At 68.6% G+C, this 26,730-nt stretch carries 25 protein-coding genes, 1 tRNA gene and 2 pseudogenes; 10 read left to right on the top strand and 18 right to left on the bottom strand.

What is annotated here, in order from left to right:
• Position 1 precedes the first annotated feature (1 nt).
• The 4 genes from marP to nth are packed head-to-tail and all read right to left on the bottom strand — an operon-like array spanning position 2 to position 3,467.
• A complete protein-coding gene (marP, locus tag JWS14_RS23430; protein ID WP_072938056.1) occupies positions 2–1,192 on the bottom strand; it encodes an acid resistance serine protease MarP in 1,191 nt (396 codons plus the stop codon).
• Positions 1,189–1,950 carry an NUDIX hydrolase gene (locus JWS14_RS23425; protein ID WP_206014494.1) on the bottom strand — a complete coding sequence of 254 codons (762 nt, stop codon included), beginning with the start codon at positions 1,948–1,950 and terminating at the stop codon, positions 1,189–1,191. The genes marP and JWS14_RS23425 overlap by 4 nt, the downstream gene beginning before the upstream one ends.
• Entirely contained in the window at positions 1,947–2,609 is a 663-nt protein-coding gene (locus JWS14_RS23420; protein ID WP_095862957.1) for a TlpA family protein disulfide reductase, read from the bottom strand. The genes JWS14_RS23425 and JWS14_RS23420 overlap by 4 nt, the downstream gene beginning before the upstream one ends.
• Before the next feature lie 12 nt (positions 2,610–2,621).
• On the bottom strand, positions 2,622–3,467 hold the full coding sequence (nth, locus tag JWS14_RS23415; RefSeq protein ID WP_072938061.1) for an endonuclease III: 846 nt from the start codon (positions 3,465–3,467) through the stop codon (positions 2,622–2,624).
• Positions 3,468–3,488: 21 nt separating this feature from the next.
• Between nth and JWS14_RS23410 the strand changes: the two genes are divergently transcribed.
• Positions 3,489–3,761, top strand: coding sequence for a hypothetical protein (locus JWS14_RS23410; RefSeq protein ID WP_072938063.1), 273 nt, complete (start codon positions 3,489–3,491; stop codon positions 3,759–3,761).
• 218 nt (positions 3,762–3,979) lie between these two features.
• The gene (locus JWS14_RS23405; RefSeq protein WP_005256089.1) at positions 3,980–4,654 is read left to right on the top strand and encodes a Crp/Fnr family transcriptional regulator; all 675 of its coding nucleotides are present in this window, start codon (positions 3,980–3,982) and stop codon (positions 4,652–4,654) included.
• Positions 4,655–4,717: 63 nt separating this feature from the next.
• Here the strand turns inward: JWS14_RS23405 and JWS14_RS23400 are convergent, their stop codons facing one another.
• The 3 genes from JWS14_RS23400 to JWS14_RS23390 are packed head-to-tail and all read right to left on the bottom strand — an operon-like array spanning position 4,718 to position 6,160.
• Positions 4,718–5,509, bottom strand: coding sequence for an MBL fold metallo-hydrolase (locus JWS14_RS23400; protein WP_206014493.1), 792 nt, complete (start codon positions 5,507–5,509; stop codon positions 4,718–4,720).
• Between the two features lie 4 nt (positions 5,510–5,513).
• Positions 5,514–5,990: a RidA family protein gene (locus JWS14_RS23395; RefSeq protein WP_206014492.1), complete on the bottom strand. Its 477-nt coding sequence runs from the start codon at positions 5,988–5,990 to the stop codon at positions 5,514–5,516.
• Between the two features lie 5 nt (positions 5,991–5,995).
• Complete coding sequence (locus JWS14_RS23390) at positions 5,996–6,160, bottom strand: Sp36 family protein (RefSeq protein ID WP_005248493.1); 165 nt, start codon at positions 6,158–6,160, stop codon at positions 5,996–5,998.
• 55 nt (positions 6,161–6,215) lie between these two features.
• Between JWS14_RS23390 and bagA the strand changes: the two genes are divergently transcribed.
• Positions 6,216–7,232: an ATPase BagA gene (bagA, locus tag JWS14_RS23385; protein WP_095862954.1), complete on the top strand. Its 1,017-nt coding sequence runs from the start codon at positions 6,216–6,218 to the stop codon at positions 7,230–7,232.
• Complete coding sequence (bagB, locus tag JWS14_RS23380) at positions 7,229–8,368, top strand: ATPase BagB (protein WP_072938071.1); 1,140 nt, start codon at positions 7,229–7,231, stop codon at positions 8,366–8,368. Before bagA ends, bagB begins: the two co-directional genes overlap by 4 nt.
• A gap of 67 nt (positions 8,369–8,435) precedes the next feature.
• Here bagB and JWS14_RS23375 read toward each other — a convergent pair whose 3' ends face one another.
• On the bottom strand, positions 8,436–8,759 hold the full coding sequence (locus JWS14_RS23375) for a WhiB family transcriptional regulator (protein WP_072938072.1): 324 nt from the start codon (positions 8,757–8,759) through the stop codon (positions 8,436–8,438).
• Between the two features lie 259 nt (positions 8,760–9,018).
• Here JWS14_RS23375 and JWS14_RS23370 point away from each other — a divergent pair, with 259 nt between their 5' ends.
• Positions 9,019–11,364: a penicillin-binding protein gene (locus tag JWS14_RS23370; protein WP_072938074.1), complete on the top strand. Its 2,346-nt coding sequence runs from the start codon at positions 9,019–9,021 to the stop codon at positions 11,362–11,364.
• Between the two features lie 54 nt (positions 11,365–11,418).
• Here JWS14_RS23370 and JWS14_RS23365 read toward each other — a convergent pair whose 3' ends face one another.
• A complete protein-coding gene (locus JWS14_RS23365) occupies positions 11,419–11,886 on the bottom strand; it encodes a GatB/YqeY domain-containing protein (protein ID WP_005248498.1) in 468 nt (155 codons plus the stop codon).
• A 67-nt stretch (positions 11,887–11,953) separates the two neighbouring features.
• On the opposite strand from JWS14_RS23365, the gene JWS14_RS23360 reads away from it, so the two are divergent.
• The 3 genes from JWS14_RS23360 (at position 11,954) to JWS14_RS23350 (ending at position 14,189) form a co-directional block, all read left to right on the top strand.
• A complete protein-coding gene (locus JWS14_RS23360; protein WP_072938076.1) occupies positions 11,954–12,925 on the top strand; it encodes a metallophosphoesterase in 972 nt (323 codons plus the stop codon).
• 54 nt (positions 12,926–12,979) lie between these two features.
• Positions 12,980–13,053: transfer RNA gene (locus JWS14_RS23355), tRNA-Pro, on the top strand.
• Positions 13,054–13,181: 128 nt separating this feature from the next.
• Positions 13,182–14,189 (top strand): ABC transporter substrate-binding protein, encoded by a 1,008-nt coding sequence (locus tag JWS14_RS23350; RefSeq protein ID WP_095862952.1) that lies wholly within the window; start codon positions 13,182–13,184, stop codon positions 14,187–14,189.
• A 17-nt stretch (positions 14,190–14,206) separates the two neighbouring features.
• On the opposite strand, the gene JWS14_RS23345 is transcribed toward JWS14_RS23350, so the two are convergent.
• The 4 genes and pseudogenes from JWS14_RS23345 to JWS14_RS23330 all read right to left on the bottom strand — a co-directional run bounded on the left by JWS14_RS23345 (position 14,207) and on the right by JWS14_RS23330 (position 19,592).
• Positions 14,207–15,010, bottom strand: a complete 804-nt coding sequence (locus JWS14_RS23345) for a metal-dependent hydrolase (protein ID WP_206014491.1) — start codon at positions 15,008–15,010, stop codon at positions 14,207–14,209.
• Positions 15,011–15,299: 289 nt separating this feature from the next.
• Positions 15,300–16,763, bottom strand: a pseudogene (locus tag JWS14_RS23340) (catalase); the annotation flags it as partial.
• A 15-nt stretch (positions 16,764–16,778) separates the two neighbouring features.
• Positions 16,779–18,582 (bottom strand): annotated as a pseudogene (locus tag JWS14_RS23335) (zinc ribbon domain-containing protein).
• A gap of 551 nt (positions 18,583–19,133) precedes the next feature.
• A complete protein-coding gene (locus JWS14_RS23330; RefSeq protein ID WP_206014490.1) occupies positions 19,134–19,592 on the bottom strand; it encodes a Fur family transcriptional regulator in 459 nt (152 codons plus the stop codon).
• A 93-nt stretch (positions 19,593–19,685) separates the two neighbouring features.
• On the opposite strand from JWS14_RS23330, the gene JWS14_RS23325 reads away from it, so the two are divergent.
• Entirely contained in the window at positions 19,686–19,997 is a 312-nt protein-coding gene (locus JWS14_RS23325) for an ArsR/SmtB family transcription factor (protein ID WP_206014489.1), read from the top strand.
• Entirely contained in the window at positions 19,994–20,404 is a 411-nt protein-coding gene (locus JWS14_RS23320; RefSeq protein ID WP_095862949.1) for an SRPBCC family protein, read from the top strand. The genes JWS14_RS23325 and JWS14_RS23320 overlap by 4 nt, the downstream gene beginning before the upstream one ends.
• Before the next feature lie 12 nt (positions 20,405–20,416).
• On the opposite strand, the gene JWS14_RS23315 is transcribed toward JWS14_RS23320, so the two are convergent.
• From JWS14_RS23315 to JWS14_RS23295, 5 genes are all read right to left on the bottom strand, one after another.
• On the bottom strand, positions 20,417–21,067 hold the full coding sequence (locus JWS14_RS23315; protein WP_095862948.1) for an acetoacetate decarboxylase family protein: 651 nt from the start codon (positions 21,065–21,067) through the stop codon (positions 20,417–20,419).
• On the bottom strand, positions 21,051–22,763 hold the full coding sequence (locus JWS14_RS23310; protein ID WP_206014488.1) for an FAD-dependent oxidoreductase: 1,713 nt from the start codon (positions 22,761–22,763) through the stop codon (positions 21,051–21,053). The genes JWS14_RS23315 and JWS14_RS23310 overlap by 17 nt, the downstream gene beginning before the upstream one ends.
• The gene (locus JWS14_RS23305; protein WP_206014487.1) at positions 22,760–24,250 is read right to left on the bottom strand and encodes a flavin-containing monooxygenase; all 1,491 of its coding nucleotides are present in this window, start codon (positions 24,248–24,250) and stop codon (positions 22,760–22,762) included. Before JWS14_RS23305 ends, JWS14_RS23310 begins: the two co-directional genes overlap by 4 nt.
• Complete coding sequence (locus JWS14_RS23300) at positions 24,247–24,840, bottom strand: TetR/AcrR family transcriptional regulator (RefSeq protein ID WP_206014486.1); 594 nt, start codon at positions 24,838–24,840, stop codon at positions 24,247–24,249. Before JWS14_RS23300 ends, JWS14_RS23305 begins: the two co-directional genes overlap by 4 nt.
• 157 nt (positions 24,841–24,997) lie before the next feature.
• Positions 24,998–26,677 (bottom strand): transposase, encoded by a 1,680-nt coding sequence (locus JWS14_RS23295; RefSeq protein WP_420855122.1) that lies wholly within the window; start codon positions 26,675–26,677, stop codon positions 24,998–25,000.
• Positions 26,678–26,730 lie beyond the last annotated feature (53 nt).

Below are 26,730 nucleotides of genomic sequence, written 5' to 3'. Positions count from 1 at the left end.
GTCAGAGGATGCACGCCCCGGTGTCCACGGCGACCGACGCCCCGGACGCCGCCTGCAACTGACGCGACACCTCGGCGGCGGTGAGCACGAACCCGGTGTCGCTGTTGTCGACGGCGGCGCCGAAGACCACCCCGAGCACCCGGCCGTCGCTGTCGACGAGCGGTCCGCCGGAGTTGCCCTGCCGGATGGAACCGCGGACCGTGTACACCTCACGCTGGACGGTGCCCGCCCGGTAGATGTCGGGACCGCTGAGGTCCAGGATCTCCCGGACCCGCGCGGCGCTCGCCGTGTACGGGCCGCCGCCCGGGTAGCCGAGCACCAGCGCGTTGTCGCCGGTCTGCGCCGGCTCGGGGGCGAAGTTCAGGACGGGCGCGTCCAGTCCGGGCACCTCGAGGACCGCGACGTCGGCGGACGGGTCGAACAGCACGACCTCGGCGTCCATCGGCCCGTTCGCGGTGTCGACGACGATCCCGGCCGTTCCCGCGACCACGTGCGCGTTGGTCATCACCCGGTCGGGTGCCACGACGAACCCGGATCCCTCCAGCGCGCGCTGGCAACTCGGGGCAACACCCCGGATCCTCAGCACGCTCGACTGCAGCGAGGACGCGACGGGGCTCTCCAGGACGCTGGCGTCCGGCGGGTCGACGGTCGTGATGGGGGTGCGCCCGAACGGCCCGATGACGTCGGGAAGCCCGGACGTGTCGAGCAGCGCGGTGAACTCGGTGGGCAGTTGCCGCATCCAGGCGGGCGCGATGTTGTCGACCGTCTCGAGGACGGTCGACCCGCGCACCGCCGCCGCCAGCTGAGGCTGGGACGAGGACGTGAGCGGGATCGCCAGCAGCCACGCCGCGACGAACACCGCGACCGCCTGTACGCAGGCGCCGATCACGCTGTCGACGGACCGCGCGACCGGACTGTGCATGCTTCCCCGCGCGGCTCGGCCGAGGACCATGCCCGCGACTTCGCCGACGATGACCAGCACCACGATGAGGGCGATGCCGACCAGCACGCGACCGCGGCCCTCGTCCACGTGCACCAGCACGTGGGGGGCGATCAGGATGCCCGCGACCGCGCCCAGCACCACGCCGATGAAGGCGAGTACCGACGCCACGGCGCCCTGACGCCAGCCCGACGTCGCGGCGACGAAGGCGATCAGCACGATCGCCAGGTCGATCCAGTGCGAGCCCGTCATCGCTCGGCCGCCGGCCGGCCGTGACCGTGGGTCAGGTGGTCGTCGTCGAGGTCGTTGTCGAGTTCGGCGAGGACGGTGTCGAGGTCGCGGATGTCGCGGCGGTCCCACTCCTGTTCCCAGCCGGAGACGGCGAACAGCGCGGCCAGGATGCCGGCGGTGAAACCCCACACGAGCATGCCGTCGACGGCGAACGCGGGCCCCTGGTATCCGGCCGGGTGGCGCACCTGGAACCGGTTCCGCGGATCGATCAGGGTGTGCACGGGAACCCGGGCGACACGTTCGGCCTCCGCGGGATCGACCACGCCGACCGCGCTGGGCTTCTCCCAGTACGCGAGGACGGGAGTGACGTCGAAGCCGGACGGCGGGATGAAGATCTCCTCGAGCACGGCGAGCGGGCGGACACCGGACGGGTCGAGTCCCGTCTCCTCCTGGGCCTCCCGCAGCGCGGTGGCGATGGGTCCCTCGTCTCCGGGATCGCTGGCGCCCCCGGGGAATGCCACCTGGCCACTGTGCTGACGCATCGTGGACGCACGCTGGGTGAGCAAAATGTCGGCGTCGGCGGGCAGGCCGCCCGACATCAGCGGGTCCGCCTCGACGGGACCGCCGAACAACACGAGCACCGCGGCCTCACGGGTGATCGCGCCACGGGGTGCCCGCCGATCGAGAACGGGGTTGATCCTGTGCGGGTCGGCCGGCGTGCGGTGCACGACCCGGCGCAGCCAGGGCGGAACGGCGACGCCGTCCACGAAAGACGTCATGCCGCCACCCCCAGGTTCTGTTCGACGGCGTCCGCGATCTCGTCGACACTGCGGAACGGCTGCGGCAGCACCTTCGCCACCGTGCCGTCGGGCCGGATCAGCACCGAGACCGGGAGGACGGGAGGGGCCCCGACCGCGACGCGGACGCGACCGTCGCCGTCTTGCACACCGGGCAGGGTGACGGAGTAATCGATGAGCCGCGACAGCGCGCTGGACTCGTTGGGATCGGTGTGCACCGTAAGCACGGTAACCGCGTCGCCCGCACGATCCGAAAACTGCTGCATATAGGGCAGCTCCTCGGCGCAGGGGCCACACCAGTACGCCCACAGGTTCAGCAGCGCCGGTTTACCACCGAGCGCGGCCGCCAGATCCACCTGACTGCCGTCGCCCACGCATTCCAGTGTGATGCCGGACAGCACCGGATCCGCCGAAGGCCCGGACGCGGCCGCCGGGGCGGGGCACGGAGCCAGGCCCGCCTGCGTCCTCAGTGCCGCGAGCGCGTCGGGATCGGCGCTCACCGACGTCGGGGTGCTGCCGCCCGCACCGAACCGGTCCTCGTACGACGGCGTCTCCGCGTCGTCGCCCCGCGGCCAGATCGCGACGACGAGAGCCACCACGACCACGAGGGCGGCCAGACTCCACCGCGCTGCACTAGACACTCGTATCTACCCTCACCTGCCGGCCAGACGCAGCAGATGCTCCGTCTCCGGTCCACGAACCAGTTCGGCGGCGACATCCGGGTCGATCGGGCCGAGCCCGTACGACGGACAGTCCTTGGCGAGCACACACACCCCGCAGGCGGGCTTGCGGGCGTGGCAGACGCGCCTGCCGTGGAAGATCACCCGGTGCGAGAGCAGCGTCCACTCCTTGCGCTCGATCAGGGCGCCGATCGCGTGCTCGACCTTGACCGGGTCTTCCTCCTCGGTCCACTTCCACCGCCGCACGAGCCGGCCGAAGTGGGTGTCGACGGTGATTCCCGGCACATCGAACGCGTTGCCGAGGATCACGTTGGCCGTCTTCCGGCCGATCCCGGGCAGCGTCACGAGGTCCTTCAGATTGCCGGGGACCTCGCCGTCGAAGCGTTCGAGCAGAGCCTGCCCGAGCCCGATCAGCGAGTTCGTCTTGTTGCGGTAGAAACCCGTGGACCGGATGTACTCCTCGAGTTCGGTCCGTTCGGCCTCCGCGTATGCCTTCGCATCGGGGTAGCGGGCGAACAGCGCCGGCGTCACCATGTTCACCCGCACGTCAGTGCACTGCGCGGACAGGATCGTCGCGACGGCGAGGTCCAGGGGTGTGGTGAAGTCGAGTTCGCAATAGACGTGAGGGAAGGCCTCGGCGAGCCTGCGGTTCATCCGCCGGGCGCGCCGGACGAGTCCGAGTCGGGTTTCTTCCTGCTTCGCGGCCCGCGAACGGGTGCGTCCACGCACTTCGGAGCCGTCGCTGGGGGTCGCATGCACGGGATCAACTCTACGGATACCCGACCGATCCGAATTGCTGCTGTGTCGCTTCTGAGACATTTGCAGTGTTTACTTCCCGGTATGCAAGGTCTCGCTGTGGTCCTCTTCCCAGTGCTGCTGATGCTGTTTGCGCTGGCAATGGAGCGGGTGGAGTTCAGACTCCGCCGGCTCACGGTTCGTCAGCAAGAGGTGGAAGAGTTCCTCGACCAGGCAAGTCACGACGAAGTGGCCACCCTGGCCCACGAAGGTTTCCCCCACGCATTGGCACGCTTCCATCGACGTCGCAAGGGGCGGTCGGGCTTCGAATCCGACGACGCCGACATCACCGGAGTGGGCTCGCGGCGCGCCAGCTGACCCCTGGAAACCCCCGCAAAGACGCACCACCGGACGCATCATCCGGTTAACTTTTGCGACTTCCGTGGCATCGGTCACTCAGACCGAGCCGTCTCAACGTAGACTTCAGAGCCGTACCTGTTGCACAGCGACACGCCGCGGATCACCGGGGCATCGTCGACATGCAGCAAATCGCGCACAATATGCATACAGACGAACAATATTCCCAAGGAGCGCACGTGGACGACGTCCTGGCAAGAGCCGGCATCTTCCAAGGAGTCGAGCCCTCAGCGGTAGCGGCGCTGACCAAGCAGCTGCAGCCTGTCGACTTCCCCCGCGGACATGTCATCTTCAACGAAGGTGAGCCCGGTGACCGCCTGTACATCATCGTTTCCGGCAAGGTGAAGATCGGCCGCCGCTCGCCGGACGGCCGTGAGAACCTGCTGACGATCATGGGCCCGTCCGACATGTTCGGTGAGCTGTCCATCTTCGACCCGGGTCCGCGTACGTCCACCGCGACCACGGTCACCGAGGTCCGCGCGGTCAGCATGGACCGCGAAGCGCTCAAGGCGTGGATCGACCACCGCCCCGAGATCGCCGAACAGCTGCTGCGGGTCCTCGCGCGCCGTCTGCGTCGTACCAACAACAACCTGGCCGACCTCATCTTCACGGACGTCCCCGGTCGTGTCGCCAAGGCGCTGCTGCAGCTCGCACAGCGGTTCGGCACCCAGGAGGCGGGCTCACTGCGCGTCACCCACGACCTCACGCAGGAAGAGATCGCCCAGCTCGTCGGCGCTTCCCGCGAGACCGTCAACAAGGCGCTCGCCGACTTCGCGCACCGCGGATGGCTGCGCCTCGAAGGCAAGAGTGTGCTGATCTCCGACTCCGAGCGCCTGGCACGTCGCGCACGGTAGTCCCCGCATCCACGACTTCGGCCACCCCCTCACAGCGAGGGGGTGGCCGAAGTCGTTATGCGGTCAGTCGAGGCTGCGCAGATAGGCGAGCTGCACGTTGACGGACTTCTCCGCCACCGGCCACAACTTCGGGTCGACGTCGGAGTAGACGTGCTCGACCACCTCGCGGACCGTGGGGGTGCCCCCGAGCGCACCGAGCGCGGCCCGCACCTGGTCGAGCCGCTCCTCGCGATGATCGAGGTACTGCTGCGCCACGACGTTCAGTTCGGGCAGTTCGGGTCCGTGGCCGGGCATCACCCGGTGTCCGGTGCCGAGGTCCAGCAGCCGGCGCAGCGACGACAGGTAGTCGGCGAGGTCGCCGTCCGAGTCGTCGAGCACCGTGGTGCCGCGGCCGAGGATCGTATCGCCGGTGAGGACGGTGCCCTCACCTTCCACGGTGAAGGACACCGAGTCCTTCGTGTGCCCGGGCGTGGCGATCACCGTGAGGGTGAGCCCGGCGACGTCGATGGTCTCACCGTCCACGAGGGGTTCGCCGCCGCCGCGAAGGAACTCGGGGTCCACCGAGCGCACGGGCGCGCCGGTGAGTTCGAAGAACCGCTGCACTCCCCCGGTGTGGTCGAAGTGACGGTGAGTGATCAGCGTCAATGCGACCGGTCCGAGTGCCGCGACGCGGGCGAGGTGCTCCTCGTCGGCGTCGCCCGGGTCGACCACCACGCACTCGTCCCGGCCCGGCGCGCGCAGAATCCACGTGTTGGTTCCGTCGAGCGTCATCATGCCGGGATTGTTTTCGAGCACGACCGAGACGATCGGGGTGACCTCCCGCACCTGGGCGTAGGCCGGATGGGCAAGCGTCATGGCTCTACGACTCCGGTTGCACTTCGGCGATGAGTTCCACCTCGACGGGGGCGCCGAGCGGCAGTTCCGCGACACCGACGGCCGAGCGTGCGTGGGCCCCGGCTTCGCCGAACACCTCGCCGAGGAATTCGGAGGCACCGTTCACGACGCCGGGCTGACCGGTGAAGCCCTCGGCGGAGGCGACGAACCCGACGACCTTGACGATCCGCACCACCGAGTCGATGCCGACGAGGGCGTCGACCGCCGCCAGCGCGTTGAGTGCACACGCCCGGGCCGCGGCCTTGGCGTCCTCGTCCGACACACCGGCGCCGAGCTTGCCCGCGATCGTCAGCTTGCCCTCGACGATCGGCAGCTGCCCGGACGTGTAGACGTAATTGCCGGTGCGCACGGCGGGCACGTAGGCGGCCACCGGCGGAACGACGGACGGCAGCGTGATGCCGAGTTCACTCAGGCGGGCGGACCAGTTCCGAGTCTCTGCCACGGCCCTCAGCCCTTCGGACGCTTCAGGTACGCGACGTGCTGCTCACCGGTGGGTCCGGGCAGCACCGTCACCAGTTCCCAGCCGTCGGTGCCCCACTGATCGAGGATCTGCTTGGTCGCATGTGTGAGCAGCGGAACGGTGGCGTACTCCCAGGAAGTCAATTCACTCATGCCGGTGAGCCTATCCCCCGCACATCCTGGCTCCCAGACTTATAGGCTCGACCCCGTGGTTGCATCCCCAGACCAGCTCACCCCGACGTGGCCCGAGAAGGCCGCGCGGGCCCGGCTGCACTTCGTCTCCGGAAAGGGCGGCACCGGAAAGTCCACGGTGGCCGCCGCGTTGGCGCTCGCCCTGGCCGAGGGTGGGCGCCGCGTGCTACTGGTGGAAGTCGAGGGCAGGCAGGGGATCGCTCAGCTCTTCGACGTGCCCCCGCTGCCGCCGCAGGAGACGAAGGTCGCGGCCGCCGAGGGTGGCGGAGAGGTCATGGCACTGGCCATCGACATCGAGACCGCGTTCCTCGAATACCTCGAGATGTTCTACAACCTCGGGTTCGCGGGCCGCGCTATGCGCAAGTTCGGCGCCATCGAGTTCGCCACCACCATCGCACCGGGCCTCCGGGACGTGCTGCTGACCGGCAAGATCAAGGAATGTGTGGTGCGCTCCGACAAGTCGGGTAAACGGGTGTACGACGCGGTCGTCGTCGACGCCCCGCCGACCGGGCGGATCGGCAACTTCCTCGACGTGACGAAGGCGATGGCCGACCTCGCGAAGGGCGGGCCGGTGCGCTCGCAGAGCGAGGGCGTGGTGCGCCTGCTGCATTCCGACGAGACCGTCGTCCACCTCGTGACGCTGCTCGAGGCGCTGCCGGTGCAGGAGACCACCGACGCCGCAGAGGAACTGGCCCGCGCCGACCTGCGGCTGGGCACCGTCGTCGTCAACCGCACCAGCCCGCAGTTCCTGCCCGCCGACACCCTCGCCGACGTCGCGAAGGGCCGCATCGACGCCGAGGCCGTCCGGGCCGGACTGCAGAAGACCGGGATCACCCTGGACGAAGAGAATTTCGCCGGGTTGCTCACCGAGACGATCGAACACGCGTCCGTCCTCGAAGCGCAGGAGGAGAGCGCCGGACAGCTCAGCGAAGTGGACGGGGCGCGGCTGCACCTGCCGTCCCTCGCCGACGGTGTGGACCTGGGCGGGCTGTACGAGCTCGCGGAATATCTGACGGAACAGGGTGTCCGATGACCCAGACAACTGAACACGAGCGTCGCCGCACCGCCTCCGCACTCGATGTCGCGGGGATTCTGGAGAACAGGGCAACGCGGATCGTCGTCTGCTGCGGAGCCGGCGGCGTCGGCAAGACCACCACGGCGGCGTCGCTGGCACTGCGCGCGGCGGAGCAGGGACGCAAGGTGGTCGTGCTGACCATCGACCCGGCACGCCGGCTCGCGCAGGCTCTCGGCGTCGCGGAACTCGACAACACGCCGCAGCCCGTGCAGCTCGGACCGGACGCGACGGGCGAACTGCACGCCATGATGCTCAACATGCGCCGCACGTTCGACGAGATGGTGATCGAGCACTCCACGCCGGAGAAGGCGGAGCAGATTCTCGCGAACCCCTTCTATCAGACCGTCGCCAGCTCGTTCTCGGGAACGCAGGAATACATGGCGATGGAGAAGCTGGGGCAACTCGCCTCCAGCGACGAGTGGGATCTGGTGGTCGTCGACACGCCACCGTCGCGCAACGCCCTGGACTTCCTCGACGCACCCCAGCGTCTGGGCGCGTTTCTCGACGGCCGCATGATCCGGTTGCTCACCGCGCCCGGCCGCGGCCTCACCCGGCTCGTCACCGGCGCGATGGGCCTGGCGCTGCGCGGTGTGTCCACCATCGTCGGCAGTCAGATGCTGTCGGACGCCTCAAGTTTCGTCCAGTCACTGGACTCGATGTTCGGCGGCTTCCGGGAAAGGGCAACGCGCACTTACGAATTGCTCCGGCAGCCGGGAACGAAATTTCTGGTGATCGCCGCAGCGGAACCGGATGCGCTGCGTGAGGCGGCTTTCTTCGTCGACCGGCTCGCAGGCGACGAGATGCCGCTCGCGGGCCTCGTCCTGAATCGGACGCACCCCACTCTCAGTTCCCTGTCGGCCGATCACGCGGTCACTGCCGCCGACCAACTCGGGGACCAAGACCCCCTCACCGCCGCTGTGCTGCGAATCCACGCCCATCGGGCGGTGATCGCCAAGCGTGAGGTCCAACTACTGAGCCGGTTCACGGCGGCCCACCCTCGGGTGCCGATCGTCGGCGTGCCCTCGCTGCCGTTCGAGGTGTCGGACCTCGAGGCCTTGAGAGCGGTAGGCGACCAGCTCACCCGGACGAGCTGATCAGCTCGCTACCGGAGAACCGGTCACCCGCCTGTGTCCTGCCTGACTGCGAATCCGATCCCGAATCTCAGACAGCGGACTGGTGCTGCCGCTGAGCTTCGAAGAAATCGGACCATGAGTCCACCTCGGGGTGCTGCTTGAGCAACGCCCGGCGTTGACGTTCCGTCATGCCACCCCACACGCCGAACTCGACACGGTTGTCGAGTGCATCGGCTCCGCACTGCATCAATACCGGGCAATGCCGGCAAATGGTTGCGGCCTTGCGCTGTGCTGCGCCGCGTACAAAGAGTTGATCGGGATCGACTTCCCGGCAACGGGCCTGGGTGACCCAGGCGATTCGCGCTTCTGCTTGCTCGACGTCCAGACGGCTGGTTGGGGTGGTCATGTGCATTCGTTTCCCCTCTTCGAGTCTGCGCAAACCCAGCGCGTAGCACGCCGAGGCTGCACCACATAAGCGATGGGGTGTTATCTCCATCACACTGTTCCAACAATTTAGGTAAAGAAACCGCCACGCGCAAGACGGTGAACATGCTTTTTTGGTACGCCCGTCCATACCCCGTGCTCAGGGCATTTTCCTGGCCGAATTCTGCGCCCAACCAGCGCACCCTCAGACCCCACGTAGTCTGTAGATCGTGTCGATTGCAAAAACAGTGGGGAAGCTCGCAGGATCCTCCGCCTTGGCAGGAGTGCTCCTCGCCGGCGTGATGTTTCCGCTCGCCGGAGGCTTCGGTTACGCCTCCAACAGGGCGGCTGACACCGTCGACAACGTCTCCGCCGAACTGGTCGAAGGAACGGTTCCCGCAGTCTCGACGATGGTCGACTCCGCGGGCAATCCCATCGCGTGGCTGTACGACCAGCGCCGCTTCGAAGTGCCCAGCGACAAGATCTCCAACGAGATGAAGCTCGCCATCGTCTCCGTCGAGGACCGCCGGTTCCCGGAGCACAAGGGCGTCGACTGGCAGGGCACGATGCGCGCCTTCCTGACCAACACCACCAGCGGCGAGGTGCAGCAGGGCGCGTCGACACTCGACCAGCAGTACGTGAAGAACTACCAACTGCTCGTCGTCGCCAAAACCGACGCCGAACGCCGGGCCGCGATCGAGACGACGCCCGCCCGCAAGATCCGCGAGATCCGGATGGCGCTGACGCTCGACAAGGAACTCACCAAGGACGAGATCCTCACCCGCTACCTCAACCTGGTGCCGTTCGGCAACGCCTCGTTCGGCATCCAGGACGCCGCCCAGACGTACTTCGGCATCGACGCGTCCGAACTGAACACCCAGCAGTCCGCGATGCTCGCGGGCATGGTGCAGTCCAGTTCGGCGCTGAACCCGTACACGAACCCCGAGGGCGTCCTCGAACGCCGCAACGTGGTTCTCGACACGATGATCTCGAGCATCCCCGAGCGCGCCGCCGAACTGCGGGAGCTCAAGGAGACGCCCCTCGGCGTGCTGCCCGAACCCAACCGTCTGCCCCGCGGGTGCATCGCCGCCGGCGACCGCGGCTTCTTCTGCGACTACGCCCTGCAGTACCTGGCGAACGCCGGCATCAGCCGGGAGCAGATCGACAAGGGCGGCTACCTGATCAAGACGACGCTCGACCCCGCGGTGCAGGCGTCCACCAAGGCTGCGCTCACCGCGAAGGCCAGCCCCGGACTCGACGGCATCGCCAACGTCATGAACGTGGTCCAGCCCGGCCAGGATTCACACCGCATCCTCGCGATGGGCAGTAGCCGCACCTACGGTCTCGACGCGAACGCCAACGAAACCGTGCAGGCCCAGCCGTACTCGCTGGCCGGTCACGGCGCCGGGTCGATCTTCAAGATCTTCACGACCGCCGCCGCCATGGAGAAGGGCCTCGGCACCAACGCCGTCCTGGACGTCCCCGGACGGTTCGAGGCCCGCGGCATGGGTAGCGGTGGTGCCCGCGGATGCCCGGCGGCCACGTACTGCGTCGAGAACGCAGGCAAGTACCCGGCGTCGCTGTCGGTGACGGACGCGCTCGCACAGTCGCCCAACACGGCGTTCGTCAAGCTCATCCAGGCCACCGGCGTCGCCCCCACCGTCGACATGGCGGTGCGGCTGGGGCTGCGGTCGTACGCCGACCCCGGCACCTCCGGATTCGACGACCGCAGCATGGCGGATTTCCAGAAGGATCAGAATCTGGGTTCGTTCACCCTCGGACCCACCTGGGTCAATCCGCTGGAACTGTCGAATGTCGCGGCAACGCTCGCGTCGCACGGCAAGTGGTGCCCGCCCACCCCCATCGATTCGGTCTTCGACCGTGAAGGCAAGCCCGTCTCGGTCACGCAGCAGGCCTGCGAGCAGGTGGTCGAGCCCGGCCTCGCGGACACCCTCGCCAATGCCATGAGCAAGGACGACAAGGCAGGCGGCACGTCGGCCGGGGCCGCGGGCAGCGCCGGCTGGACCCTCCCGATGGCGGGTAAGACCGGAACCACCGAGTCCCACATGTCGTCGGGCTTCCTCGGGTTCACCAACAACTTCGCCGCCGCCGTCTACGTGTTCGGCGACTCGCCGACACCGGGCGAGATCTGCTCGGGCCCGCTACGGCCCTGTGGCGACGGAAATCTCTACGGCGGTAACGAGCCCGCCCAGACGTGGTTCGCTGCGATGAATCCCGTCGCCAACAACTTCGGGCCGACGACGCTGCCGCCGATCGATCAGAAGTACGCGCGGGGTTCGCAGAACGGTCAGGTTCCGGACGTCACCGGCCTGAGCCAGTCGGCCGCGACGTCCCGCCTGCAGGGAGCCGGATTCACCGTGAACGCGATCACCACCGCGTCACAGGTCGCCAAGGGGACGGTCACGAGCTCGGCGCCGTCCGGTTCGGCGATTCCGGGGTCGACGATCACGATCTACGTCAGCGACGGATCGGTGAAGGCCGCTCCCCCGCAGGCCCCGGCTCAGGGGATCCCCGTTCCGCCCATCCAGCTGCCCGGCCTGCCGCCGATCCAGCTGCCGCCCATACCCCGGTGACCCGCAGGTGAGTGGGAAAGTGTGTAGGCGCACGCTTTCCCACTCACGTGGGGGTCAGAGGCGGGACTTCACCGCGTGCGAGAGCCGCGAACCGTCCGCCTTGCCGCCCGCAAGCGCGCCGGCGGCCTTCATGACCTGACCCATCTGACGCATGCCGGGACGCTCACCGATCTCCTCGGCCACCTGGGCGATGGCGGTGTCCACGACGTCGACGAGTTCGGCGTCGGTCAGCGGCGTCGGCAGGTACTCGTCGATGATCTGCGCCTCGGCCCGCTCCTGCGCTGCCAGCTCACCCCGACCGTTCTCGGTGTAGATCTCGGCGGACTCGCCGCGCTTCTTCGACTCCTTCGCGAGGACCTTCAGCACCTCGTCGTCGGTGAGTTCGCGGGCTTCCTTGCCGGAAACCTCTTCGGTCTGCACGGCGGCCATCAGCATGCGGATCGTGGCGGTGCGCAGCGAATCCTTGGCCTTCATGGCGGCCGTCATGTCGGAGCGCAGTCTTGCTTTCAGTGAATCTGGCATGGGCGAAACGCTACGCGCCCCGATTTGTCCACTGCATCTCGATTGCGCTCATCAGTATCCTGGAAGAGTGTCTGACGAGTTCCGCACCAACCTGACCCGCGCCGCCCTGGGTACGGCGGGTGCCGCCGCCCTCGGCATCGGCTACGCCTCGCTCATCGAGCGCAATGCGTTCGCGCTGCGTGAGGTCACGATGCCGGTGCTCGAACCCGGGTCGTCGACGCTCCGTGTGCTGCACATCAGCGACCTGCACATGATGCCCGGACAGCGGCTGAAACAGAACTGGCTGCGGGAACTCGACAACCTCGACCCCGACCTCGTCGTGAACACCGGCGACAACCTGTCGCACCAGCGGGCGGTGCCCGCCGTGGTCCAGGCGCTGGGGAATCTGCTCGCCCGCCCCGGACTGTTCGTGTTCGGCAGCAACGACTACTTCGCGCCGAAACCGAAGAACCCGTTCGAGTACTTCCGCAAGGATCGCAAGCGCATCCTCGGCGAGCCGCTGCCGTGGGGCGACCTGCGGGCCGCGTTCACCGAACGCGGCTGGTTCGACGTCACGCACGTGCGCCGCGACCTCGAGGTGTCGGGGGTCCGGATCGCGTCGGCCGGGGTCGACGATCCGCACCTCCAGCGCGACCGGTACGACACCATCGCCGGTCCGCCCAATCCGCTGGCCGATCTCCGGCTGGGCATCACCCACTCGCCCGAGCCGCGGGTTCTCGATCGGTTCGCGGACGACGGGTACGACCTGGTGCTGGCCGGCCACACGCACGGCGGTCAGCTGTGCCTGCCGTTCTACGGCGCACTCGTCACCAACTGCGACATCGACCGCTCACGGGTGAAGGGGCCGTCCAAGTGGGGGGCGCACACCCAGCTGCACGTGTCCGCCGGGATCGGGACGTCGCCGTGGGCGCCGGCCCGCTTCTGCTGCCGCCCCGAGGCGACGCTCCTGACGTTGGTCCCGGCTCAGCGCGGCGGCTCGGACTCCGACACCGCGCGGGCTCGCGCCGAGTCGTCGGAGAGCACCGTTTTACGCAATTGACCAGGGGATTTAATGGTGACTGGTTGGGTAATGTAAGCTAGCCGAGGTTCAACACGGGGTGTGGCGCAGCTTGGTAGCGCGCTTCGTTCGGGACGAAGAGGTCGTGGGTTCAAATCCCGCCACCCCGACAGTGTGAGACACCGAGAAGAGGCCTCGACCGGTTCGCCGGTCGAGGCCTCTTCTGCGTGGTGGGGACGTTTTCCGGTTGCCCGGACCCCGCGGCCACCGCTCCGAAACCTCAGGCTAGCCTCACCTCATGTCATCGAGGCTCTACGTACGCGCCGGGCTGGTCGCCCTGGCCAGCGTCTTTCTCGCCGCCTGCGGCACCACCGACACCGGTTCGACCGCCGGCAACACCGACGTCGCCACCGGCGGCCGCCAGTTCGCCACGGCGGACGCCGAGACCGCCAAACTCGGCACCGATGCCGAACCCGGCGTCTTCCCCCGGACCATCACCCACGCGCTCGGGGAAACCGTCATCGAGAAGAAGCCCGAGCGGGTGATCGTCCTCGACGGCGGCGAGCTGGACGACGTGCTCTCCCTGGGAATCACGCCCGTCGGACTGGCCAGCCCAGAGAGCGCCGCCGGACAGCCGTCCTACCTGGCCGACAAGCTCGCCGGAGTCCCGGACGTCGGGACCACCAACAACCTGAACCTCGAGGCGATCTCCGCGCTCCAGCCCGATCTGATCCTCGGCAGCAAGCTGCGCGCCGACAAGCTGTACCCGCAGCTGTCGTCGATCGCACCGACCGTATTCGGCATCCGCCCCGGCTTCCCGTGGAAGGAGAACTTCCTGCTCGTCGCGGACGCCCTCGGCGAGGAGACCAAAGCGGAGGACGTGCTCAACGCCTACCAGACCCGCGCGGACGAGGTCCGGGAGTCCATCACCGGCGAGCCGACGATCTCGCTGGTCCGGTTCATGTCCGGCAAGATCCGCCTCTACGGCAACCTGTCGTTCATCGGTGTCATCCTGCAGGACGTCGGGCTCCCGCGCCCCACGGTGCAGAACATCGACGAACTCGCCGTCGAGGTGAGTCAGGAGACGATCGGCGAAGCGGACGCCGACCGGATCTTCTACTCCAGCTACGGCGCACCCGAGACCACCGACGAGTCGACCGTGGTCGGCGGCCCGCTGTGGAATCAGATGCAGGCAGTGAAGGACGGCAAGTCCGTGCACGTCAGCGACGAGACCTGGTTCCTCGCGCTCGGACCGACCGGGGCGATGCTCGTCCTCGACGACCTCGAGAAGATGCTCGCCGCCTGAGTTCCCGAATCCCCGAGTCACTTCGGCGCGGGCACGAACGCGTCGTAGATTGCCTGCGGCGCACCGTCGATGGCCCAGATGACCATGAGTCCGACGGCCACCGTCAGGGCGGGCCCGAGCACGACCTTCTCGAAGGGCCCGCCCGCCCGGATGGACAGGAACGACGGGAGCCGGAACTCCCACCACCGTTCCTTGCCGAGCGTGAGGAACGGCGCAAGAAAGGGGACGCCCTCCTTGGTGATGGCGTCCCCAAGACAGTGGGTTGCGCAGCCGAGGGCCACCGCGACGCCGAGCCCGGTGGAACCGGCCTCGGTGGGATACGACTGCCAGGTGAGCGCGGACAGCACCGCGGCGACCGCCGAAACCGCCAGCCAGCCTTTTTCTTTGGCCAGCTCACCGGCCAGCCCGCGCAGGGCCAGGCCGAGGCAGACGAACAGCGTCGCGATGATGGCGGGCTTGCCGAACTGGACGACGAGCGCGGACACTCCGGCCCCGATGCCGGTCGCAAACAGGGCGGTGTGGGTGAGCGTGCGGTGCCCACCCCGCCGCTTGCCGTCCCGTTTGCCCTTGGTGATCGTGTAGAAACCCAGCGACACCGCGTCGACACCCTTCGCGACGACGCTGCTGACCGGACCGAACGAACGCGACACCGTCGACTGGCTCGTGTCGAGGTCCGGGAGCAGCGCCGCCCCGGCGCACACCGCCGCGAACGTGAGGGTCTCGGCGGTGGACGTGGGCCCACCCCAGTCGAGCGGCAGCAGATCTGCCACCGCCAGACCGACGGCCGCACCGGACATTGCGTGGGTGGGACCCATCACCATGGAAGACAGCACCTTTCGACCCCGACTCGGGACACGGTCATCCGAGCCGGTGTCCTGACACCACTCAACCTAGCAACAACATCCGACACACCCGTCACACACCTGTGAGTACTTGTTAACCGCCGGCGGTTAAGAAGTACTCACGGGTGCGAAGCGCATGGGGGATGATGGAATCGTGCGGTGCGTGCAGCCGGGCGAAGGAGGGTCGTCGTGGAAACTGTGGTGGTATTCGTTCTCGCGTTGCTGATCTATTGGTGGGGCCTGCTCTGAGCGTGCCCCACCAACGACATCAGTTCCCGGCCTGTCCTTCCCGGACACCGATTTCCACTCGCTTGCCCAGGTCGGGGTCGACGCTCTTCCAGTAGTCGAACACCCGCAGCAGAACCGGTTCGCTGACACCGCCGAGTGCGTGACCGACGATGTTGTTCACCAGGCGGTCGCGTTCTTCGTCGCTCAGGACCTCGCGGACGAGGGTGGCCGCCTGCGTGAAATCGCCGTCCTCGGCGTGCTCGACGTAACCGGCGCGCACCGACTCACCGTCGAACGCCCAGAGGCCTTCGTCGCCCGCGAGCGACGCGTCGGCGTGCGGGCCGCCGTACGAGTTCGGCGCGTACACCGGGGTCTCGGGTGAATTGGTGGCGTACCGCATCGCGCCGTCCTGCGAGTACGAGTTCACCTGGTTCTTCGGGGCGTTGACCGGCAGTTGCGCGTAGTTGGCGCCGATGCGGTACCGGTGCGCGTCCGCGTAGGAGAAGACCCGCCCGAGCAGCATCTTGTCGGGTGAGAAACCGATTCCCGGAACGACATTCGACGGTTCGAACGACGCCTGCTCGATCTGGGCGAAGAAGTTGTCGGGGTTCCGGTTGAGGGTCCACTTGCCGACCTCGATCAGCGGGTAATCCTTCTGCGACCACACCTTCGTGAGGTCGAACGGGTTGAACCGGTAGCCCTCGGCCTCGTCGACGGGCATGACCTGGACCTTCAGCGTCCAGCTGGGGAACTCGCCGCGGGCGATCGTGTCGTACAGGTCGGCGCGGTGATGGTCGGGGTCGGTGCCCGCGAGGGTGTCGGCCTCGTCCTGGGTGAGAAACTCGATGCCCTGGTCGGTCTTGAAGTGGTACTTCACCCAGAACCGCTCGCCGTCGGCGTTGACCCACTGGTACGTGTGCGAGCCGAAGCCGTCCATGTGCCGCCACGTCTTCGGGATGCCGCGGTCACCCATCAGCCACGTCACCTGGTGCGCAGACTCGGGCCGCAGCGTCCAGAAGTCCCACTGCATGTTGTGGTCGCGCAGACCGGATCCGGGCAGCCGCTTCTGCGAGTGGATGAAGTCGGGGAACTTGATCGGGTCCTTGATGAAGAAGACGGGCGTGTTGTTGCCGACGAGGTCGTAGTTGCCGTCCTCGGTGTAGAACTTCACGGCGAATCCGCGCGGGTCGCGCCAGGTGTCGGGGCTGCCCTGCTCACCTGCGACCGTGGAGAAGCGCACCAGCGATTCGGTCTTCGCGCCGGGCTGGAACAGCGTGGCCTTCGTGTACCGGCTCACGTCGTGGGTGACGACCAGTTCGCCGAACGCGCCGGCGCCCTTGGCGTGGACGACGCGCTCCGGGACGCGCTCGCGGTTGAACTGCGCGAGCTTCTCGACGAGGTAGTGGTCGTGCAGCAGGATGGGGCCCTGAGTCCCGGCGGTGAGCGACTCGTTGTCGCTGGCGACGGGAATCCCGGCGTTGGTGGTGGTCGCGCGCTGTGTTTCGGCATGGCAAAGCGTCTACGTAGATCTCATACTGTCTGCCACTTGCGTGGCGGCGTGGGAGATGGACGTGTGTCACGGCTACCCGCATCACCGTGAGGTGGTGCGGGTTTGACCGTGTCCCACACCGACGCTTGTGGTGCAGGAACATGCTGTTTCGGAGTCACCCCACCCGCGGTGTCACGGTGGGCAGGCTGCGGCGGACCCGGCGATGCCGCGGCCGACGCGGGGTCGGACTGGTCTTGTCCCGGGACCGGCGCACCGGTGCGTGCTCGGCGACCCGAATCGCCGGCAGCTGCCCACGCCGCCGGGTGGCCTTGTTTTTGCCGAGGAGCGCGCGTTTGGCGAGGTTCACCCCCGCGACGTGGTCCCGGTTGCCGCCGACCCGGCAGCCCGGGCACCACGCGGTGTGATAGCCGCCGGGGCGGGCGAGGGGTTCGTCGCAGCCCGGACACTGTGCCGAGGATCCTCGGGCGGGCACCGAGACCACCACGATACCGACACCGGCGGCGGTGTGGGCGAGAGCGGCGGTCGCTTTACGGCGGGCGGACTGCGCGGCCCGATTGTTGTTGACCCGGCCATGCCCGCGGGTCTCGAGGGTGGTCAGGTCTTCCACCGCGATCACCCGTGCGCCCGCCGAGGTGGCGTAGTCGGTGACCTGCCGGGCGAAGTGGAAGGCCAGTTCTCGGTTGATCTTTCCCCGCTTGATACCCACCGCCTCGCGGTGGGCGTCGAGGACGGCGATCTTCGCCTCCAGCCGGGCGCGGACCTCGGGTGGGGCGGTGGCGGCCAGTCGCGTCAGCCGGGCCGCCTTGCGGTGCAGCATCTGCCCCTCGGCCTGCAGGCGGGCGAGTTTCGTCCCGAGGCCGCGGTCGTCGTAGGTGACGCCCCGGTAATCGGAGACCAGCCCCTCCGGGCCCTCTGCTGCGGTGGCGGCGGCGCCGAGAGTGGCCGGGGACCAGTCCACGCCCACCGCGGAAGTTCCCGATGTCAGATCAGCGGCGGGGACCGTCTCGGTGGCCGCGCACCGCCACAACAGGCCTTTCCGGTCGAGGACGAGGGTGGGGAGATGCCAGTCGGTGATCGGCCGGTCGTGCAGGTGCGGTGGGATCGCGGCGGTCAACCGGACTCGTCGCCACTGCGCATGTCCTGTCGGGGCGACGGTGGTGGGCAGTTTGACGGTCAACGTCATGACGGCGTCGGTGACGGTGATGTGTGCGAGTTGTCGATCCGCTGCGGACAGCCGAGCCATCGCCGAGGTCTTCGGTGGTGCCTGCATGTCGGTGATCCGCAGCCACGCCTGCACCGCGCCGTCGGTGCGGCAGGCGCGCGCGGTGAGCTGCCGCACCACGCCCCGGGCGAAACCCAATGGCACCCAGTCACCCGGTTCGGTCGGCGGCGCCAGAGTGCCAGTGGCCGGGTCGAACCGGGCCGACAGTGCAGTAATCGCGGTGTCTCGGTATGTCAGGGTCCGCAGCGTCGCCATCGCCTGTGCGGTGACCACCCGGGTGACACGTGACGGAATGTAGACATCGTCCGGGTAGTGCGGGGTCCAGCCCAGACGCGCAGCAGCGACATGGCCCTGCGTCGGGAGCTTGCGGCCCTGGCGGTCCACGCCGGCGGCGAGGACATCGAAGGTGGCCGGTCGCCACAGCCGCGACAGCAGCCGCGCTTCGGCGCCCGAGATCAGGTCGAGCAGCCACCCCACCCGGGTGTCGACATCGTCGAGTCCGATCGGCTCACCGGTGATGTCATCGACCGCCAGGTAGGGGCGGGTGGTGAACGAGAACTGCCGCAGCGCAGGCAATCCGGTATCGGCCATCAGCTGGCCCACCTCAACGCCATGATCGTCTTCCATCAGCTCCCCCACCCGAGACTGTGTCCCCATCCTCACCGACGGTCTCGACCCTAACGCCGACCACCGACACGTCACGCTCGATCCACGCCACCCCGAAACCCGCGCCGACCGATCCCGCCACCACCCGCACCACCGCGAACCGGCCGGTGGCCGCGTCGTCACCCACCCGATTCACACCCGCTCGAGTCTCTCCCGTGGACCGGAACCACGATCCTGGTAGGCTCTGCACCAGGTGCCGTTGGCACGCCCACGCAACGTCACATCCTGATCGGCGGGTGAGGGGTCCTGGCCAGTCGAGCCGGACACCCAGCAATACAACTGCTTCCGCCCCGTCGGCCCGAACACTCTCCGGTGCAGGTCCATCCAGGTTGACGTCGCGATCCTCCCGGTCGAAAACTCGCTGACCGGAAACCTGTACGCCGAGGGGCCTACGACGCGGCCCCCTAGACCCCCACCCAGTTGAGAGCCTCCAGGTTGCAATCGGGTGAGGGTGTATCGGCGGGAACGAACCGGGATCAGGACAGGGCTGCTGCCGACCCGGTTTCGCTCTGCGCGTCGGCCTGGCACTGAGAGCAGAGCCCCCAGAAGACGACCTCGGCCTCGTCGATCTCGAATCCGTGGGCCTGCGAGGGGTCGAGGCACGGTGCCTCGCCGACCGCGAAGTCCACGTCCACGACGGTCCCGCAGCTGCGGCACACGAGGTGGTGGTGGTTGTCTCCGGTACGGGTTTCGAACCGTGCGGGCGATCCCGCGGGTTCGATACGTCTGAGCAGACCGGCGGCGGTGCACGCCTTGAGGACGTCGTATACCGCCTGGGTGGAGACCGATCCCAGCTCTTCGCGGACTACGGCTGCGATGTCGTCGACGTCGGAATGCGGCCGTACGGCAACCGCATTCAACACTGCAACACGTGGTGCAGTGACACGGAGGCCCACGCCGCGCAGCTGCGCTGTGGGATCCGTGCCGTGTTGCATGTGTTCCAGTATCGCGCCTTTTTGGAATTAGTCAAGAAAAGGATGTGTCGGAGATTATTGACATGTCGGAAATCTCCGACATAAGCTCGCCCCGTGCCCGACGACGACGTCTTCCTCGCCCTCGCCAACCCCGTGCGACGGCGTCTGCTGGAAATCCTGGTGGACGGACCGCTCACCGCCGGGGAGCTCGCGGGCCGGTTCGACCTCAGCCGCCCCGCGGTGGCGGAGCATCTACAGGTGCTGCGCCGGGCCGGGCTCGTCCGCGACGAACCGTCCGGACGGCAGCGGCACTACCACCTGACCGCCGAGCCGCTCGCCGACGTGGGCGACTGGCTGCACCCGTTCGAGCGGTTCTGGCATCACCGCCTGCGCACACTCGCCGACTTCCTCGAGGAGGACTCGTGACCGACCGCACCACCACCCGGATCTCCGTCGACCAGTTCATCGCCGCGCCGCCGGCCAAGGTGTGGCGCGCCCTCACCGAGCCGGATCTGCTCGCCCGCTGGTGGGCCGCGGGCGACATCGCCGCCACCGTCGGGCACCGGTTCCACCTCGACATGCCCGGCTGGGGCGCCGTGCCCTGCGAAGTGGTCGAGGTCGAGCCGGAACGGCGCTTCGTCTACACGTTCACCGAGAACTGGACGCTGGTGTGGCGCCTCGTTCCCGAGGGTGCGGGCACGCGCCTGTTCCTCGACCACTCGGGCTTCGACCTCGACGACAAACGCAGCCGCGACGCGTTCGAGCGGATGGGTCCGGGCTGGCGCGACACCGTGTTGCCGCGCCTCGCCGGCGTCGCCGCGGAGATCGCGTAGCGCCCCGGGCTGTCAGCGCCTACGCGCGGGCCCGGTGGTCATCCGGCCGTCCGTGATCACGACGCCGTGATGCGTTCCCGGCGTCAGCCAGTCGGCGAGCGTGGGTCCGTCGGCCGCCACGTCCACGCGGGCGTACCGAAAGTGGCCGCGGAGCCGCGCGGACGCCGTCACGAGACCACGACCGTCGTCACCCGGTTGCGCGAACCCCAGCGCTCCGGCGATCGGTAGCCGCGGTCCGCGCGGCCGGGTGCTCGTGGTGACGCGCCACGCCCCGGACGACGCCTCGAAGTCGCCGTGCACGTCGCCGCCGAACTCGGCAGGCACCTTGGGCAGGCTCCAGTGTGCACGTCCACCGTGCACGGAGGGTTCCGAATCCACGGCGATGAACGGGACCGCCATGCGCGGCAGGACGCCGATACGACGCCCCGGCGCGCGGAGCACCGGGCTGGCGAGGATTTCCCGGTAGGGCCCGACGGGCGAGTCGAGATAGTCGACCATCATCGCGAGGGTCATCGGGACGGTGGCGCCGCCGGGTCCGAGGGCGCGGGCGGCCGCGGTGCTACGGTGCCACCACAGCGTCGCGCGGACGGCCGCCGGCCACGGGGGCGGTGAGCTCTCGGGCCAGTCGGTGCGGTCGGTGGTCGATTCAGGCACGCTCCACATCGACTGTCTCCCTTCGGTTCACGACCGTCAGCGGAAGCCGCAGTGCGCCCGGCGCGTCGGCGGGCACCACCGGATTCCGGGGCGGTGACGGTGCGATACGTACGTATGGCTTGCCTGGCTCGGGCCGGGTGTCGGTCTCACCCCTGTTGGGCCACAGCGCGAACGCGCGCTCGGCCTGGGCGGTGATGGTGAGCGACGGGTTGACGCCGAGGTTCGCGCTCACCACCGACCCGTCGGCCACGTGCAGCCCGTCGTGTCCGTACGCGCGCAGGTAGGGGTCGACGACCCCGGTGTCCGGCGAGTCCCCGATGGCGCATCCCCCGAGGAAATGCGCGGTCATCGGAATGTTCACGACGTCGGCGACGGAGCCGCCGGGGTCTCCCCCGATCCGCGCGGCCACCTTCCTGATGGCCGTGTGCCCCTGAGGGATCCATTCGGGCGGCGGATCCCCGGGACCCGGACGGCTGGTGACCGCGCGCCCGAGTCGGCCCTTCCCTTTGGCGAGCTCGAGCGAATTGTCGTCGGTCTGCATCACGAGCGCGATCACGGTGCGCTCCGACCAGTGCCGCACCGACAGGCTGCGGGCGAACGCCTCGGGCCGGCGCAGCGCGACTCCCACCGTTTTCAGCAGCCGCGGCGCCCGGCCGCCGCCGTCGCTGAGGACGGTCTGCAGCAGCCCGATCGCGTTGCTGCCCTTGCCGTACCGCACCGGCTCGATGTGGGTGTGGTCGTCCGGGTGGAACGAGGACGTGATGGCCACGCCTTTCGTGAAGTCGGTGTCGCGGTTCCTGGCCGTGGCCGCGAGCACCGCCTCCGAGTTGGTGCGTACCACCGACCCCAGCCTCGGCGACAACCGTGGCAGCGCACCGGATTCCTTCATCGCCAGCAGCAGCCGGGCGGTACCGTACGTGCCCGCGGCGACCACCACCTGGTCGGCGGTGAACGTGCGCTCCCGCCTACGGATTCCGTCGGTGCGGCGGGTCCGCAACTCGTAGCCGCCGCCCAGCCGGGGGCGCAACGCTTTCACCGTCGTCAGCGGATGGACCCGGGCGCCCGCCTTCTCCGCGAGGTGGAGGTAATTCTTGACGAGCGTGTTCTTCGCTCCCACACGGCAACCCGTCATGCAACTGCCGCACTCGGTGCACCCCGTGCGGTCGGGACCCTCGCCGCCGAAGAACGGGTCGGCCACCCGCGACCCCGGTTCGCCGAAGAAGACACCCACCGGTGTGGACGTGAACGTCGCACCGGCGCCCATCTCCTCGGCCACCTCGCGCATGACGGCATCGGCAGGGGTGAACGACGGATTGGTCGTCACCCCCAGCATCCGCTTCGCCTGCTCGTAGTACGGGGCCAGCTCCGACTGCCAGTCGGTGATGTGCGCCCACTGCCGGTCCTCGAAGAAGCGGCGCGGCGGCTGGTACAGCGTGTTCGCGTAGTTCAGCGATCCACCGCCGACCCCGGCGCCGGCCATGACCAGGACGTCGGGCAGGAGGTGGATCCGTTGCACGCCGTAACAGCCCAGCCAGGGTGCCCACAGGTAGCGTCGCAACCGCCAGCTCGTCTCGGGCAGTTCGTCGTCGGTGAAGCGCCTGCCCGCCTCGAGAACACCGACCCGGTACCCCTTCTCGGTGAGCCGGAGCGCCGCGACGCTGCCGCCGAAACCGGAGCCGACCACGACCACGTCGTAATGCGTCACGCGACGGTCTTCTTCGCCGTCCTGCGCCGGGATACGTAGTTCTCCCGGTCGAAGCGCTGCAACTGCGAGCGGAACTTCCAGGTGAACGTCGGCCACTGGACGGAGTTCCGGCCCTCGGAGTCGTAGTACCAGCTCGAGCAGCCGCCCTTGTTCCAGACGGTGGTCTGCAGTTCGGACTGGATGCGGGTGTTGTATCGGCGCTGCGCCTCCTCGGTGACCTCGAAAGCCGCGATTCCGTTGTGGTGCATCGCCGTCAACGCGTCGGCGATGTACGCGGACTGCGATTCGAGCATGTAGACGATGGAGCTGTGACCGAGATTGGTGTTGGGCCCGTACATCAGGAACAGGTTGGGGAACCCGGCGACGGTGGTCCCCTTGTACGCACTCGGGCTCCCGGCCCAGTGCTCGGCGAGGGTGCGGCCGTTCGCCCCGCGCAACGCGTGCGCCACCGGCGGTTCCGTCGGCGTGAACCCGGTCGCGAAGATGATGGTGTCGACCTTGTGCTCGTTGCCCACCGCGTCGACGACGCCGTCCGCTGTCACCCCGGCGAGTCCGGCGTCGACGAGCGTGACGTCGGGGCGGTCGAGGGTTCGGAGCCAGTCGTTCGACAGCAGCATCCGCTTGCAGCCGATCGTGAAGTTCGGTGTGAGCTTGCGGCGCAGTTCGGGATCGCGCACCTGCCTGCGGAGGTGCACCCGGGCCACCGCCTCGAACACCGGCAGCAGTCCGGTGGCGTGGGCGAGCACCCCGCCCAAGGCTTCCCGGAAGCTGTACACCGAACCGCGGACTACCTTCTGCACCAACGGCAGTCGCCGGTAGAGGGTCTTCTCGGCGTCCGGCAATGCACGGTCGAGTCGCGGGATCACCCAGGCGGGGGTGCGCTGGAACACGGTGAGGTGCCCGGCGACGGGCGCGATCTCGGGCACGAACTGCACCGCCGACGCGCCGGTTCCGATGACAGCCACGCGTTCACCGGTGAGGTCGTGGTCGTGATTCCACGTGGCCGAATGGAACGTGGTGCCGCCGAAGGTTTCCAGCCCGGGCATGTCCGGGACGCTGGGTGTCGACAGCGCACCGGTCGCGGCCACCACAACGTCGGCCGTCAGCGTTCCGCGGCTCGTCCGAACGGTCCAGACGGCCGCGTCGTCGCCCCAGTGCGCCTCCTGCAGTTCGCACTCGGTGACCACCCGGGACCGGACACCGGTGTCGGCCGCGACCTTCTTCAGGTAGCGATGGATCTCAGGCTGGCGGGCGAACGTGTGACTCCAGTCGGCGCTGGGCGCGAACGAGTACGAGTACAGCGACGTCGGGACGTCGCACGCGCACCCCGGGTAGGTGTTGTCGCGCCACGTGCCGCCGACGTCGTCGCCGCGCTCGATGATCAGGACGTCGGCCTGCGGCTGCGTCTGCAGGATGCGCGCCGCCAGGCCCATGCCCGCGAAACCCGCCCCCACGATCAGGGTGTGTACGTGCTGCGGAAGATTCACGACTTCTCCACCTTCGATTCCCACACGGGCAACAGCCGCGCGCGTAGTGACTGTTCGGCCTCGGGGGTGCGGAACAGTGCCGACACCGCCAGACCGCGAACCAATTCGATACTGAGCTCGATGGCGTCGGAGTCGAACCGATCGCCGAACACCTCCGCCGACCCGCGACGCAGCGCGTCGGTGACCTTCCGCTCCAGCGGGACCGTCGCCTCGAACAGGGCCGGGTCGGTGCGGGCGGCCACCCACAGTTCGAGGGCCGCGTAGAACAGCGGTCCGGAGAAGGCGTCGGCGAGCACCTCGATCCCGCGGCCGGCATCCACTTCGGCGGCGAGGATCTCCTCCATCCGCTTGTCCACGAGATGCTCCACCGCGGCAACCACCAGCGACTCCTTGGTCGGGAAGTGGTGCAACTGCGCGCCGCGCGACACCCCTGCCCGCCGCGCGATGCCCTGCGTCGTGGTGCGGGCGTATCCGAGCTCGACCAGAGAGTCGACGGCCGCGTCGAGCAGCTTCGTGCGCATCGCCGCGGTCCGCTCGGCCTGCGTGCGGGTCGTTTTGGCTACTGCCGTGTCAGGTGTCACACTCAGCACTGTAAGCGGAAAAAAGAAAACAGTCCAGACTGCTTGTAAGTGCACCTGTGAGTACTTATTAACCGCGGGGGGGATGTTGCGGAATTGAGTGACGGTGGTGTGGCTGTGTTCGGCGCGTTGGGCGGGTGCCGGTGCGGGCGGGGGTGGCCCCGCCTGGTCAGGTGGTGGCCGGGAGGGTGTTTCCTGCGGTCAGGTGGGTGAGGATCTTGCCGATGTTGTGGACCGCGGCGTGGAAGGCCCATTCGCTGCGGGCCCGGTCGAGGCCGCGGCTGGTGAACCGGCGGAATCCGAGGTTGTGTTTGGCGTGCCCGAACACGGTTTCGGCGATGGGTGAGCGTTGGCGGTAGGTGGCGATGCCGGCCTCGGTGCGCAGTCGGTGGGTCATCGCTGCGATCGGATCGGCTTGTGGTGGTGGGGATCCGGTGACCGGGTTCTCGGCCGCCGCGGTTTCGAGGTCACGGGCTTTGCCGGTGGCGATCAACCGGTCCGGGCCCGGGGCGGTCAGATTCTCGCGGGAGCAGTAGCCGGCGTCGAAGAGCATCACCCCGATCAACTCCTCCGGAGCCGGAGCCGGAGCCGGAGCCGGGGCCGGAGCCGGGGCCGGGGCCGGAGCGGGGGCGGGGTTCGGGTTGGTGTGGCGGCGGGTGGTGTCGATCAGTTGCGCGGCCTTACCGGCCTTGTCGACCATCTCGGGGAAGTAGGCGTAGTCGGCGGGGCCGGTCCCGACCCCGGTGGCCAGGATCACCCCGTCCACGCTGGTGAAGGCCTGGCAGTTGTAGCCCTGCAGCCAGCCGCCGCCGCGCAGCGGCTGCAGCCGCGAGTCGGGGTCGGTGGTGTTGCGGCGACGCTGCCCGGCGGTGGCATCGCGTGCGGCCTGCTTGCGCAGGGCGGTGTCGAGTTCGGTGCGCCGCCGCCGGACCAGGTGGTGCTCGGCGACCGGTTTCGGGACGAACCCGCCCCGGGCCCCGGACGCGGTGCGCTCCTCGAATCGGTCGAGCACCGCCTGCTGGGCGGTGACCGCCTGGGCCAGTCGCCGCTCGGCGGCGGCGACCTCGGCCCCGACCGGGACCCGGCCCATCACCGTCTGGCCGGCGTCGAGCCGGGCCAGGTAGTGCCGCGACTTCCCGTCCCGCTCGGACTGCTCGGCCTGCTTGTCCGCGTCGAGCTGCGCCAACGCCTCCGCGATCCGCGCCGACCGGGTGCCCGGATCGGCCAACTCCGCCGGCACCTGGCCCGGGCCCGGATCGTCCTCGCCGTAGAGGTCGTCCTCGGCGTCATCGGTGGCCGCGTGCGCCGCCGCGGCGGCCGCGGCGATCCGCGCGGCCTCGGCGGCGGCGGCCTTGCGGAGCCCGGCCTCGGTGCGGTTGGCGTCCTTCGAGGCGTTCGAGGCGATCTTCACCCCGTCCAACGCGATCGTTTCGAGCCGCCCCAACCCCAGCGACGCCGCCAGGATCAGGACCTGCGTGAACAGGTCCTGACAGGCGGTGTGATTGTCCTTGCGGAACCGGGAGATCGTCACGTGGTCGGGGGTGTCGCCGGCGCAGATCACCCGGTAGGACACCACCTCGGTGCAGGCCCGCTCGATCTGCCGGGAGGACCGCATCCCCCGCGACCACGCCCAGATCAGCAGGGTCACCAGCATGTCCGGGTCGTACCCGGCCCGGCCGGCGCCCCCGGTGCGACGAGAAGCGTGGAACGCCGAGGTGTCGAGATGGGAGTCGACGATCTCGATCACCGTCCACACCGGATGCGTGGGCGGCACCCACTCCCGCATGTCCGGCGGCAACAGGAACTGCTGATCACGATTCACCGGTCGATATCCCTTGGCCACCAACACATTATCCAGGAAACCCCAGGTCAGACCATGGTGACACGCGGACACCCCGACCC

The sequence above is a fragment of the Rhodococcus koreensis genome (assembly GCF_017068375.1).
In the GTDB taxonomy this organism is placed as follows: domain Bacteria; phylum Actinomycetota; class Actinomycetes; order Mycobacteriales; family Mycobacteriaceae; genus Rhodococcus_F; species Rhodococcus_F koreensis.
Note: the sequence above shows the minus strand (reverse complement) of the source record. Positions and strands in the feature narration are given on the sequence as shown.